This window comes from Bradyrhizobium sp. UFLA01-814 (assembly GCF_046718885.1).
In the GTDB taxonomy this organism is placed as follows: Bacteria; Pseudomonadota; Alphaproteobacteria; order Rhizobiales; family Xanthobacteraceae; genus Bradyrhizobium; species Bradyrhizobium elkanii.
On sequence record NZ_JAQOSR010000080.1, the window covers coordinates 1 to 13,611 of the forward strand.

Sequence of the window (13,611 nt, forward strand, 5' to 3'; positions counted from 1 at the left end):
AGACCCAACACTGGGAGAGGTGCGACCGTCGGATCAAACAGATAGAAAACCGAACACCAGCCTGCGCTATCCCAGAGAGGAATATCAATTAGAGATGATATCTTACGATCGCTGTGTTTCTCACGACCCGCATTCCTCTTGAATGAACCATCGAGATCGTCCGGATCAAATCGCTTCGGCTCGGCCTGATCTGGGAGTGGCATTTGCTTGATTGCCAACCCGTGGCTCCATTCGATAGCCCGGACTAACGGAAACTCCCTCGCACCAGCAGGAGGTCTCCAATCACTCAGCAGAATCTTCGGTTCTGACCCAAATATGTTATCTTGCGCTAGGGACACTTCAGAATAGAGCAGCGCTCGCGAGAAACCTCGCTCATCTCCGGCCACCGTTTCCATATACAACTCGATGTCAGGAACGACCGCGACATGAACCATAAAGGTAGCGATTAGGCTCATTAGGCCGTCGCGATAACTCTGCCTGACCGACGCGGTTCGCGGCGGGCTGTTAGCAGAATGCCGAACACGAATGAATGCCTCGCCGTCGACGTTCTCAATTGTTGTGTCGATACCATCCGCCAAATCAGGCGTAGACTCTACAATGAGCCGCGCACTCTCACGATATAGCATTATTCTTTGATCTAGACTGGTCGCAAAAAACGCTTCGATCGTGCCCAAGACAGCTTCGGCGACCGACATTGAAGTGATCGTAGCAGGCGCCGTAAGCTCAATCTGGCAACCGAGAACCGCGGTGCGGTACACCACTTGACCGTCATCTTCGATCTGTGGGCGATCGGGCATTTGAAGCCTGCCCGGCTGGCTGAACGCTAGCTTAACGAAGTCGTCGATTTCCTCATCAGACCACTTGTCCTCAGGAAACCCTTCATTTCGCATTTCGGCGGGATAGCCCAAAGCATAAAGCAAAAAGCCTTTTGGGATGAACAACCCCAACACTTCTAATGCCTCTGGCAAACCACCCATCTGCCGCAGTTGCTTCAACGAAGCCGAGAGCAGAGCAATTCCAAGCATTCCCTCAATGAGTTGGCGCTCCTCCTCGAAACGCCTACGATGCTCCTCCGTTGTTACAAGCTGCGATGCAAGAATGCTTTTCAGTTCGAACGCCATTAAGACGTGAGCCGGACGTCCTAACCGCAACTCGATCATGATAAGCTGCTCAAGTGCAGATAGCGAAAATCTGAAAAGCTTGCCACCCTCACGAAAATAAGCGAGGCAACGCTCCGTTGCCGACAGAGCGCAGCTTCTTCCTGCCCACAAAAGCCCCGCTTTGGTGTAGGCATCCGAAAGCGCCATAAGGCAGAAGATTAGATCATTCCGATGCTCGCGCTTAACAAATCGTTCCATAGCTCGGCCGAGCAGACTGATCGCTTCGTATGGCTTATCCGCTTTTAGCTTCTGAAAGCCGCGATCTTTCAGCAGGCCGGCGCCGGCCACCTCACCCCGGCGGCTCTCAAGCTTGCCAATGATCCTTTCAAATAGTGCGTCAAACTCGGGGCTGTCGGCCCCAAGCTCGGCCAACTCCTCAATAAGATTTGCTAATCGTTCAAATGGGTAATCCCCGAGGTTTTCGGCGTCGGAGACAATTTGGTTCAGATCTCTCCAAACTTGATCTAGCGCGCCGCTATCACTGGCCTCGGTTGCGTCTTGAATGGCAATAAGAGCCAGGTTCGTCCTAGCTTGAAGTGCATTGTTGGGCCGAACCTCATCGGCAGCCAGCGTCTTAAGGACGCTGCGGATCGACTCTTTTCGCGCGTCGATCTTTGCCTCCTCCGTCGACAAGACGCCTCGGCGCACTTGGCTGAGCAGGACCATCCAGAGATTTAGTGCCAGCTCAACTTCCTCCATCTGATCGGACTTCAGCGCAAAGGACTCAATCGTGTCGTAGAGGGAGTTGAGGTATCGATAGTCATCAAACCAAAAAATGAGCGTCCAAGCGTAGTTGTATGCAATCCGGAGGCGCTGCCCCGTGTTGTCGGGATCGGTTGCAAGTCGATCGGCCCTGATAAATAGGCCATCGATCTCCGTCCTCGGTCGCCCTAATCCGCGCGCAAGAAGCGCAGCACGAAGAGAGTCCTCTACAAGCTGATATCGGGCGCCTCGATAGGAATCTGAATCTCCAATTCGCTGCTCCAACTCCTGCAATTCTTGCTGGCGCTCAAGGTCGGCAGGTCCAATCTCTTTAGATGACGTCGAACGAAGTTCTTGAATATTCAGGGCTTCGACGGCGATGTCGGTACGCCCGTTCTCGATAACAGCCTTTGTGATCCAAGAGCGATCAAGGATCGTAACCGCGATGCCCGTTTCTTTGGTAAGCGAATCCTCGCTTTCACTTCGTGACTTATCTGGGGCAAACTGGTTTGTGATAAAGTAGATGCGCGAGTATTCTCGGTCGGTCGACGCGATGTTGCGAACGTCGCTGGCTACTTTGCCTTTCCAGTCCTTCTTTGAGCTAAAGGCAAAGGCCCATCGCTCCTTTCCGGCTCTTGGGTCACTTCCAATCCATAGCTCGCTGATTTCGCTCGACACAGGGATGGTTTCGCTATCCGCCTTGCTGTCCCCGCCGCCAGTTGGCCCAGTTTGTGGACGAAGGTTGGGGCAAATCTCCTTCTCGGCGAGACGCCTTGCGAAGTATGCAAACTCGGTTTCTTGACTTCGGTTTGTGATTGTTTCGAGGTGATACTCAAGGAGACCCTTCGTAAGCTCGACTGAGCTCGCAACGGTGGAATCTGAGTACAAGTCTGGGTGCCGGCCACGCATATAGGTCACCGGATCGACTTGGCTAAAAGAACGAGGTTGATCCTCGCGATTTTGCGTAGGCATTTCTCTCCCGTATTATCGCGTTCGCATAAGCGAGTTACATCGGTTACGCCTTCCGACCACGCCAATATTTTTCGTAATCCGGGCCTCTCGAATTCGGCGGGACAGCCGGCTCGGCGACCGTAATCGGAACAGGCGCAGGCAAGCCAGGACCTATGATGATCGCTTCACCGGGTGATAGCGTGGGAATGAAAAGAGCAGCGTTCCTATCTAGATCACCGCACGCTCGTTCTACCGCCTGGCGGTCCTCGTCGTTCGTTAATCGATGAACGATCAGCGTCCCCAACTGGCTGAGAACCTCTGCGGGAACGTCTCGCGGGCGCTGCGTAGCCATCACGCAAGTTAGACCGTATTTACGTCCTTCCTTCGCAATAAGTCCGAAGGAGTCTAGTTTCACACTGGCGTACTCGTCGCCAATAACTCTGCCCAAGAATTGGTGAGCTTCGTCAAGGATCACGATCAACGGACGATCGCGAAACTTGTCAGCGCGTGCCAATCCCAACAGAAATCGGCCAATGACATTGATCAATACCTCGCGGGTATTGTGCTCAAACCTCACATTCTTGAACGATACTCGAACAACATCGTCCTCCTCGGAATCAATGAAGTTCGTCAAGATGTCTGCCAAAGAAGGGCCGACCGCAGCGAAGAGGCAAGCAAGCTCGCTCGAATGTACCAGCGTCCCGATTCGGGTATTTAGGCCCTCGCAATAGCTTGTTGCCTGCGGATCGATGCCGCCCCAACTACCGCTGTTCTCGCGATCAGTATTGTATACGCATTCGGCTTGCAATTGATCTTGCAGGTCCTCAATCGCGAAGTCGCAGTAGGGATTGTGGAGAGCAATCTTGTGCTGGTTCAACGCGACGATCCACGGCTTGCGCGGCCGTTGGAGCTTAACCAAGAGGCGCTTTTCAAAGATGGCAAGTGTCTGTGACACCCCGCCGAGGATTCTCACGAGTTTGAGGCTTCGTATGGCTTCCCGCAGCTTCGGGCCTTGTGTCTGTCCCGAGGGTCGAAATAAAGCAAAGAGGTCTTCCTCAGTTGTTTGCGTGTATGGGAAATGAACCTGAACGGTGCCCGGCTCATTTCCATCGAACGCATAGTGCTTAGCGATCGAAGGCAACCCGGCAAATTCCCCTGTCGGGTCGAATAGAATAGCTTTGCCGCCAACCGCCTTAATCTGTGAGATCAGCGTCGCAAGTGTCCAACTTTTGCCACCACCCGTTGCGCCGAATACCCCGCAATGTCGACCGAAAAGCTGCTCCGGCAAGAGCTTCATAGGCACAGAGGCGCCAGCATCCAGTGTCCCCAACTCAAGCGAAAGGCGGTCATCCGTACTGAGCGCGCTCGCAATTAACTCCCCAAAGCGGGCCGGATCAGCGAGATATACGGAGTCACCGACACGTGGATGAGTACGAAGACCTCGCACGAGTTTAGATTGCCTATAATCAACCGATGCGAAGATAAGAATCTTCCCAACCGGATGAGTATCTTTGGGTTTGCCCAGGGAGGGCTCGATGGTCAGGCGCTCCGCCTCGGGAATGGCTACCTCGATGATGCGGCCAAGCAATTTCGTCATCTCGCAATCGATGAAGACGAAATCGCCTACAGCCCCGCGCGCCAAAGCACGTTTCTCGGGTTGCGCGCGAGCAAACGGCATGTTCGCCTGAACCATCGTTGCCGTGACGACGCTCACCGTTCCGAGATATCGATCGGGATCGACTAGGCTGTGGCTAGACACCCGAGCCCCCTACCGATAGCTCGCGCAGGCGCGCCATCCGATCCATGTGACGCTCACGGTCGGTTTCAGCAACGAGATCTGGCAGCGCCGCCGACAGATCTTCAAATCTCCCGTTGAGCAGCGTAATTCGTTGATCACCGATTTCCGCAAGCCGCCTAAACGCATCAAAGAATGCATTTCCCGAAACCCGCGCGGGGGCCGCTAGCGGGATCAAATGCTCATTCCCCTCCAACGGTGCATCCGCGAGAAAGCCTACGTCGCAAACGACGAGCCGCATTGTCATGTTTGCCTCTAGGGCTGCCAATACCGGCCTTGCAATATGGTCGTCATTGAAACCAAAACCCGAGACGACGAGCGTTGTATCCGGCTCGCGCAACGAAGATTGGAATGCGCCCATCATATCGAGGTAAGGAGCCTCAAAAGCCTCCTGATACTTGCTGTCCCTTGGATAGATGAGCACTGGCTCTCCGAGGCTTGCGTCCTTCGATCTGTAAATGGTCAGCCCTTTTCGTCGCCAATCGATCGAGCCGTGAAGCTTGTACAGGTGAAACACGTTCTCGATGTAATCGGGAGCGTCGCTTTCGCCCTCGCGTCGCACAATGTCATACGTGTAATGGGCGCGATCATAGGTTTGAGGTGCCGAGTGAGAAAAACCATCCGTCACTACGAACTGCTGCTCGCGGGCTGCACCTTCAAAGCAGAGATCGTAGTTTGTTGTGAAAATCCTCGCTCGTGACTTGCGAACGCTTCGACGCGCTAGCTTTCTCACAAAATTACGGTGGCTAGCTAGGTCAGTTTCCTGGCCCACGAAGTCGACGCGCTGTAGGATGGCCCGCTCCGCATCGACGATAAATGCTGTGATCTCGGCTGCGTCGTCGCCGGCCGGAAATAGGACACTGTGCAGCTTGCACAAGGTAAGCAGCTTTTCGATGTTCTTTTTAAGGTCCGCGGCGCTGGGAATTTTTGCGATGACCGCTGCGAGACGAGCAGGGGTGACTGCGGCCTCCACGGCATCCCAAAGGCCGACCATGCTTGGCGCTGTCGGGCCGCTCACATTCCTTGCGCAGAAAGAAGAGCCTGCACCTGTTAGAACCATAAGATTACTGGCGTTCAGTGCGCCGTGTAGGGCCATCTCGACGGCATTGTGCGAGCCAGGCGCGCTTATCCGGCCTTGATCATCCTTGACATCGTCGTGTGCACGCCAACCTTGCTTCGGCTCAAAAAGCCGAAGGTTAGTCGCCGACGACTGCAGATTTTCCCAGTAGGCCATGCGTGGTCCTTTCAACCACGACGATAGCGAGCCGGAATCGAATTTTCATGTGCCAAACATGTGCCATGTACAGAATTGTAGCGTGCGGCAATCCGTCGGACGGGTTCAGCCTAACCTTATGACAATAATAGGCTTTTGATCGAAAGAGATGGGAATGCGTGGCAAGCGCCTGCAATGCATAGAAAAGCCCGCCAAAGGCGGCCTAATTTTTTGAAATATCTAAAGAATTTTGCTGCGGGGATAGGATTTGAACCTATGACCTTCAGATGATGAGCCTGACGATCCCTGGGCCCCGAAGTTAGCGCCTGCCGAAGAGACGCAGCCGAGGGACCAGCGCCGTACAAGAGAGGCTCTCTTCGACAACCCAGCCGTCTCCCATTAAGTCTCCCGATGAGCCCCGACGCTTTCTGAGGCCTATATTGGGCCTGTTGAGAACAAACGCGTGCCAATCAAGACCTGACAGAGAGGGGCACGGAGCCTCGGTCGCCTTCCGATTTCAGGATTCCACAAATAGTTTAGTGATGGGCACAGAGAGCGCCTGTGCGATTCTCGCCATGACCAACAAACTGGGATTTCGGCGGCCCCGCTCAATGCCGCCGACGTAGGTTAGATCTATTTGTGCCTCGAATGCGAGTTCCTCTTGCGTCATGCGCCGCGATTGCCGCAGTCGTCGCACATTTCCTCCTACGATGCTGCACCAATCCTGCATTGCAGGATCGGGCATCATGAGGCATATAGTCTCTAGGGAATATAGTCCATATCGCCTCTTTTTTGCGATATAGACAGCGCGCAACTATCGAGACGTTATGAAGCCTCAAGCGTCCGACCTAGAACCGTTCATTGAAGCACCCGGTGCGACCTCGCCCCACGCCGATGTGTACCGGTTTGGGTATCGGTTGGGCGGGGCAGTCGTTTCGGCCGTAGATCTACCTTCAGAGACTGTCGAGAAACTCTTACTCTCGAAAACTAGGCCGTCGGTGCGCATTACCCCATGCGGCGAGATTGTCCCAGGATGTTCAATTCCGAATGTTCTTGGTGAAGTTGGCCAGGTAGCGGAGGTCGTCTTTTCGATTGATGATCTCATGAGAGAAACATTGAGTGTGGAAACGCTGCGAATGGAAGAGGCAACCCCGGAAGACCTCGCGCTTCTATTCAGCCGACTCGAACGCGCGATCGCCTTGGTAAGAACTGCCATCGATCGGGCATCTAGTTATTGACCAAACCCGGCCTGCAAGAGGCCTTAACACTATCGAGCAACGACAGAACAGCGGCTAGACTACGCGTGAGCTCGGCTGATATCGGTGCTGTACCTCGGACCGGATCGCGTCTTCGGTCACCAGGCGCTTGCCGCCGATGCCTACCTCTTCGACGATGCCGGCCGAGTTACGCATGAGGCGGCAGGCCTCGCCGAGATCGCCGAATGCCTGCGCTAACGTAACGATCGCCTCGTCGATACCGGACGGCTTAAGTTCGGTCGCATCCAAGAAAGGGGACAGCTGGCCCGGTGTCGCAACTAACACCTTGTCTTTGCCGGGTACCAGGTCAAATGGCCCCCAGAGTGTCCACCACCGGCCACGCCAGCTGGCGGTTTCAGGTCCCGGAGCGCCGAGATCGTGAATGGTTTTTAGGATGTGGATCACGCTCTCGAACCAAGCGTTCGCGAGACCGTCTATGGCGTTTGTGAGGATACTAATCGCTATATCCTGCTCCGGCAGAGCCACCGTGCGCGTCAACGTTCCCTGGAAGCCACCGGCATGACCGACCCAGCTCCACGGCCCAGGCGGGCCGGAAATCGTGCCTAGACCGTAGTAGCGCTCAAGTTGCGAATAGGCATCACGCCAATGGCGTCGCGTCATCTCGCGGCGGCTTGCCCCCGTCAAAATGCTCGATTGGGCGCCGGGAGAAAGCTGACCGATAAACCGCGCGAGGTCGCCGGCGGTTGCCGTGAAGCCGGTCGCCGACGCCATATCGTTCGTCACATTTACCCCCGGGATTACGAAGCGCCGACCGTAGGGCTGGCGCGTGGAGTGGCCACGGGCCAATGGACGACAGACGCTCGGATCGAAGTCAGGCGTCGTCTCTGTGAGACCGACTGGGATGACGACATGATCATAGATCCAGCGGCCATAGGGTTCACCCGTCACCTTCTCGATAACTTTGCCCAGCAACGCGAAACCGTGATTGGAGTATTTGAACGTGACGCCCGGCGCGAGGGGCTGTGGCGCGGAGAGATCGGTGCGAAACTCCGCCTCACTGAGAAAGGGCCGGCGGTCCGAGAACTGACCGCTGTCAGGTCCGTCGCGGGTCAGGCCGGCCGCATGCGAAAGCAGCTGCGAAATGGTGACGTCGGAAACCTCCGGCGTAAGATTTGCCAGATACTCACCCAGCGGGTCGTCGAGCCGAATTTTATTGTGCTCGCGCAACAACATGATCCCGGCCGCCGTGAACGCCTTCGAATGCGAGGCAACCCGAAAGCGATGACGAGGGGTGAGCGGTTCGCGGGTTGCAAGATCGGCCATGCCGCTCGCGTGTTCGAGCAGCACCTGACCTTTGTGAGCGATCGCCAGCGAGACACCTGGCTGATCGAATAATTCTCGCTGATAATCAATCCATGTGGGGATGTAGCCGAGAGCAGAAGAGAGCCAGTCTGACATGGATGCTCAGAGCCTATCGGAAGTGAAAACTTTTTGGCCGTTCTTCGACACATTGCAGGCTGGATCGAACGCGCGGTCAAGCCTCGATTCACGCCCCCGTCTTATTGTCCCATTTCGCTATCCTTTCGAAGTGCGCGCGCACCTTGCCTCCGAGAAGCTTCGATGGGTGCCATACAATAGCGGCCGATCGAGACGGTGCTGAGAACAGTTGGACGTGACATGGAAGCGGCCGTTGCGCGGCGGGATCCGTCGACATGGAGGCCCATTCCGAGAAATTCGCCTGCCCTGTTGCCCGCGAGATTCCGGAATTCTTCGGACGACATAACCAGAACGGAGCATGCAGACGAATTTCAAAAAGAGTTTGCGCCGCTTGAGCACGTTATGGCGACACGAGGCTTGTCAACGGCGCTAACTCTTGGATGTACAGACAATCACTTGGCCGCCCTTTGGCGACAGTGCTTTTATCTTGCCATCCGCCCTCTGCACTCTCCCACCTCTTCACGCTGCTTCTCTTTGCCGCGACAGGATCCGCTAATCCACGCCCCAGCGTTCCGTGCGCAGCCGTTTAGCCAGAGTGAAAGGCAATCCCAGCGCTGAAAAATTCGAGGCAAACGCACATGGGAGACCCATGTTTGCCGACGCTTTTTCGGAGCGCAGCCGCCCAACGGAAGCAAAGAAATCCGGCCGCTCAACGTGCGCGGAAGTCACCAAATGGAGCCCTCCAGCGCCTACCAACCAGCGCAAACTCTGCTGGCGATGAATTGATTATTGGCGCCTGGATCAGACGAAAATCGGTCCAGCGGCTTTCACGTCGGCGGCAAAAATGCAGTCCACGAACGCAATTCTTGCGTCGAAATAGCGCGTGTTACGTCGCCTGGTCGGCCGGGCTCGCGGCGTCCCAGCACGATCCAGCCAGTGGTATTCCTTCGGCCGGCGAAGCGTCGATTTGGGTTGGGGGGCACAAGCCGCGGAGACGTCCGGTGGCGAGCTGCCGTGGTGCCAGCCATTTGAACGGCGAGTACCGGGCGAGAGTACCCTCTCGGCCAGCTTCCGCTATGCGCTTGTCTCGGGATGCATCAGCGACCGCCGAGCAGAACAGGCTCGGCAGCCGCCCCGGATCGGATGTAAGAAATACTCCCAGATTGGCGGAGAAAACCGTCAGCGCTTGGAGCTGGAGCGCTCAATCTCCGCGAACAAATCCGCCTGGACCGGCGGTTCAACGAACCGAATTCCAGCCTTTGCCTTGGCCGCAACCTCGGCGATGATTGCGTCCTGTCGATCGAGCGGCGCGCGCTTTTCGGTCCACAAAGCGCGCAGCTCGGCCTCCGGATCGGTCGGCGATCGAGCCTTGTTGCGTGGCAACTCTTCAAAGTTGGCGCAGACGATTTCCACGTTGGGAGCCACGCCTTTCCACACGTCGCGGTGGTAGGAGCAATCGACGCCGCAGCCAGCTTCCAGATGGATTCCGGTCTGTTCTGCGAACTTCAGATAGTCCTCGCTCTTGCGCTCGCGGTAGCATTGCACGCCGCTATACTCGAACGGCGCGGACATCTGCGGGATGATAAATGCGCCATAATCGGCTATGTCGGACGCGATATCGATCAGGTGAAATTCAAACGAACGCCCGGTGTAGCGCGGTCCGCTTCCGCTCCTCGGAGTGGCTCCAAACGGCGGATTCGCAATCGCGCAACCGAAATGGCCGAGCCCCCTGAGATCGAAATCGAACACGTCGGCACAGATCCATTTCGCCTCCGGCAGCACCTTGCGACCGACCTCGACATAGGCCGGATTGCGCTCGATACAGAAGATTTCCCTCTCGGGGGCGCCCTGGCCGCGCGCGTAATATCCTCGCCAGAAGACATGGAATGCGAGCACGCCAATCCCGGCACAAAGGTCGATTGTCCGACCGCCACAGGCATCGATGGCGAAGTCGCCGGCAAGGCCTGAAGGGGTAAAGAATGCGCCCGCCGACCCGTTGATGTGGTTTGCCCCCTCGTGCCAGTTGTCCAGCACGAACGCGCGTTCATCGTAGGTGAGGACTTCCTTCTTGAGCAGCTCGACGGCCTCGGCATGCGCCTTGGCCTCGACTTTCGTCAGTTTAGCCATCGTCAAATCTCGCTCCTGGAGCCCTGAAGGGCCGCTTGAAAACCGCGCAGCGCGCATGGCCTTCGCCATGCCGCCTGCCCGTCGGCGAGACCGGGGTTTCGGGGGCAAGAGCTTGTTTCGGCGCCATCAGAGCGGCGCGAATCCGATAGTGCGCAACGCGGTTGCACCGAGCGGCGGAGCCGCGACGTGCGGCCGACTTGCTGCACCGGAGGACGACAGAAGCTCTTGCAGGGGGTGAGGGGCAGCGCCCCTCAAGTCCCCCTCCTTGCGCAAAATGCCCCAGAGAAAAATTCTCGAGTTTGCGCTTGCTGTCGTGGCCGTAGACCGCTGAAAGGCAGACAGATCGAGTGCGGCTCGGCGTCCGATTGCTCACGCCCGGAAAGCTCGATCAAGCAAAAAAATTCGTCCAGGCTACAGGCAATGGCAATCGAGAGCCGGACACCTGGAGACAAGAAAGAGGCTCCCGCGTGAAGCGCGGGAGCCCAATAACTCGGGCTAGTCTCCGGGATTCCAGATGAGAAAGAAGCCGTTGTCATCGCCCAAGCCGACGGCCCGGCCAAGGTTGGCATAGAGCTTGCGAGACCCAAGTTCAGGTGCCGCGAGTGACAGGCTTACGTAGTCCTTGCCGCTGCTCTCGCCGCGGCGGATCCAGCCGGCGCCGATCTCAACCCCCTGGGCGATGATGCGGAAATCTGGCTGAGCCTCAGTCGACTTGCCGTTATTGGGAACGATGTCGATATGGGCACGGATCGACAAGGTCTTGAGTTCGCCCCTGTAGCCGCCGTTGTCCGTGCGGGTGACGAATCCGATTGCAGTCATGGTCTGTCTCCTTCGCTGCCGCAGGGCCGATCCCCTGCGATGGCGAGACCGTCATGGGGAGCGAAACGCGATTGAACCCATCGGGGCGAGGCGCAGCGGCGCACCCGAGAGAGCTCTTTTTTTGCAGCGGAGCGGCCGCGAGGAGCCGGCTTGCCGGCGGGGAAAAAAGGAGCTGGCGAGGGTTTCAGATAGCGGGGCGCTTCCCATAGGTCATCACGTCCACAAGCAGGGAATCGTCCATCGAGGCAGCCACAGGACAGACATTGACTGCAATCGGAGACGCCGAACCGATCGTCCCAGGCGGCGCGTCGGGCCAATGCACGACCTGTCAAATCTGCCAGTACCCGCAGAACATCCGACCCGATAGAATCGCCAACAACCACCGAATATTGGGAGCCGGATCGGCAAGGCTTATTGGTTGGCGTGTGGATCGCAGTCAACCAACGGCCTATCAAAGGGTTCAGCTTAGCCCAGCGTGTTTCGCCCGCGCCAACGACGGCAGCGGACATTGGCCAGTCAAGAAGCCAGCCGGAACGAAGAACGAAAATGAGGCCTCGCAAAAGTGATCAGTATCCGCACCTAGGATAACGCTGGCGCTCCCGTCTCAGGCATTCCTTCTGTCCGCTTATGTCGGCCCAAACTGCGGCTCGTCGCAATTGAGATGCCGTCCATGGGTTGATTGTATGTGCCGATGGGCACTGATGACCTTGAGACGTCCAGCGCAAAGGGGCGCGTTAGCAGACGCCGCACGTTAGTGCTTTCGCCGATCGCGATTTCACTGACATGATCGATACATCAAAGCAGCGCGAAGCTGTTGGCCTCCACGATCCACTCCGGCTTTCTGTAGCGGCGGCCGTGGCATTTCCCGATGGTTCGATGACCGCTTCCGGGTTGCGAAGAGAAAGTGCTCGCGGAAGGCTCATCGTCGAACGCATTGCGGGCAAGGATTACACGACACTCTTTCATATAGAGAGAATGAGGGAATTATGCCGCGTCCGAGCAAAGGAGCCCGGCTCTACAGACGCAAAGCCCGCTATCGCGAAGGCAATCTCGTCGCCCAGTCTGTTTGGATTATCAAGGACGGAGACCGGCATATCGCCACAGGATGCATTGCGAGCGCGTCTGAAACAAAGCCGCCGCAGAAAGCAGAGCAAGCGCTAGCAGACTACATCGCTCAAAAATATCAACCGGAGCGCAGCCGACGCGATATCGAGGACATCGATTGCGCTGACGTGCTGTCGATCTATTTGACCGATATCGGCGAGCCAGGTGACCAGTTTGAAATCGAAGCGAGGATCGACCGGCTCAACGATTTTTGGGGCGGCAAGAAGCTGTCGGCAGTGAACGCGCAATCCTGCGCAGCTTACGTCAAACATCGCGGTAGCAAGGGCGGCGCGCGCCGTGACCTCGAGACTTTCCGCGCTGCGATCAACCATCATGCAAAAGAGGGCTTTCACCGGGGCACGGTTCGCGTGTCTCTCCCGCCGAAAGGCGAGGCGCGCGATCGGTGGCTGACACGCACTGAGGCGGCAGGCCTGGTTTGGCAATGTTGGCGCTATCGCGAGAAGCAGACGATCCACGCCGGCAGTTCAAAGGGCGACCCGGTACGGACAGACCGCCGACCACTGCGACACGTGGCCAGATTTATCCTGATCGGCCTCTACACCGGCACCAGAGCCGGCGCGATCGCGGCGGCATCGCCATACCAGGAGCTTGGGCACTCGTACGTTGATCTGGAGCGTGGTATCTTCTACCGCAGGCCGATCGGGAAGCGAGCCACCAAGAAGCGTCAGACGCCAGCTCCACTTCCGCCCCGGCTACTGGCTCATATGCGTCGTTGGAAAGACCGGAAGCTGATCAGCACCTGCTTCGTCGAGTTCAACGGCAAGCCGGTGGCTTCCGTGAAGAAAGGCTTCAAATCTGCCGTGGATCTGGCCAAGCTACCCGGGAAAGTCACTCCGCACACGTTGCGCCACACGGCGGCGACCTGGCTGATGCAGCGCGGCGTGCCGATCTGGGAGGCAGCCGGGTTCCTCGGCATGTCGTCGGAGGTCCTGCAGGATACCTATGGCCATCACCATCCCGATCATTTGCACGGGGCGGCAGCAGCCATTGGCCAAAAAGCGAGGTATGTTTCGGTGGTCAAATCGGTGGTTGACTCGGGAACAGCCACCGATGAGAACAAAAAAC

8 protein-coding genes and 1 pseudogene are annotated in these 13,611 nt (G+C 57.1%); 1 reads left to right on the forward strand and 8 read right to left on the reverse strand.

What is annotated here, in order from left to right; all coding sequences use genetic code 11:
* The 8 genes from PMN64_RS23430 to PMN64_RS23465 all read right to left on the reverse strand — a co-directional run.
* Positions 1-2,834 (reverse strand): hypothetical protein (locus PMN64_RS23430; protein WP_411782343.1); only part of this gene is annotated, 2,834 nt, incomplete at its 3' end.
* Positions 2,835-2,877: 43 nt separating this feature from the next.
* The gene (locus tag PMN64_RS23435) at positions 2,878-4,527 is read right to left on the reverse strand and encodes an ATP-binding protein (protein WP_411782344.1); all 1,650 of its coding nucleotides are present in this window, start codon (positions 4,525-4,527) and stop codon (positions 2,878-2,880) included.
* Positions 4,528-4,564: 37 nt separating this feature from the next.
* Positions 4,565-5,842: an SIR2 family protein gene (locus PMN64_RS23440; protein ID WP_411782345.1), complete on the reverse strand. Its 1,278-nt coding sequence runs from the start codon at positions 5,840-5,842 to the stop codon at positions 4,565-4,567.
* A 496-nt stretch (positions 5,843-6,338) separates the two neighbouring features.
* Positions 6,339-6,569, reverse strand: a complete 231-nt coding sequence (locus PMN64_RS23445) for a helix-turn-helix domain-containing protein (protein WP_411782346.1) — start codon at positions 6,567-6,569, stop codon at positions 6,339-6,341.
* A gap of 544 nt (positions 6,570-7,113) precedes the next feature.
* Positions 7,114-8,496, reverse strand: a complete 1,383-nt coding sequence (locus tag PMN64_RS23450) for a serine hydrolase domain-containing protein (protein ID WP_411782347.1) — start codon at positions 8,494-8,496, stop codon at positions 7,114-7,116.
* A gap of 1,158 nt (positions 8,497-9,654) precedes the next feature.
* Positions 9,655-10,671 (reverse strand): methyltransferase, encoded by a 1,017-nt coding sequence (locus PMN64_RS23455; RefSeq protein ID WP_411782348.1) that lies wholly within the window; start codon positions 10,669-10,671, stop codon positions 9,655-9,657.
* 426 nt (positions 10,672-11,097) lie between these two features.
* Positions 11,098-11,421 carry a DUF736 domain-containing protein gene (locus PMN64_RS23460; protein ID WP_411782349.1) on the reverse strand — a complete coding sequence of 108 codons (324 nt, stop codon included), beginning with the start codon at positions 11,419-11,421 and terminating at the stop codon, positions 11,098-11,100.
* Between the two features lie 1,157 nt (positions 11,422-12,578).
* A complete protein-coding gene (locus PMN64_RS23465) occupies positions 12,579-12,878 on the reverse strand; it encodes a hypothetical protein (protein ID WP_411782350.1) in 300 nt (99 codons plus the stop codon).
* 177 nt (positions 12,879-13,055) lie between these two features.
* On the opposite strand from PMN64_RS23465, the pseudogene PMN64_RS23470 reads away from it, so the two are divergent.
* Positions 13,056-13,490: pseudogene (locus PMN64_RS23470) on the forward strand (site-specific integrase); the annotation flags it as partial.
* Between the last annotated feature and the right edge of the window lie 121 nt (positions 13,491-13,611).

Bases quoted from the DNA above. Each gene is read 5' to 3' on its own strand.
- PMN64_RS23445 (WP_411782346.1), bottom strand. From the start codon at position 6,569: ATGATGCCCGATCCTGCAATGCAGGATTGGTGCAGCATCGTAGGAGGA.
- PMN64_RS23455 (WP_411782348.1), bottom strand. From the start codon at position 10,671: ATGGCGAAGGCCATGCGCGCTGCGCGGTTTTCAAGCGGCCCTTCAGGG.
- PMN64_RS23440 (WP_411782345.1), bottom strand. From the start codon at position 5,842: ATGGCCTACTGGGAAAATCTGCAGTCGTCGGCGACTAACCTTCGGCTT.
- PMN64_RS23450 (WP_411782347.1), bottom strand. From the start codon at position 8,496: ATGTCAGACTGGCTCTCTTCTGCTCTCGGCTACATCCCCACATGGATT.
- PMN64_RS23460 (WP_411782349.1), bottom strand. From the start codon at position 11,421: ATGACTGCAATCGGATTCGTCACCCGCACGGACAACGGCGGCTACAGG.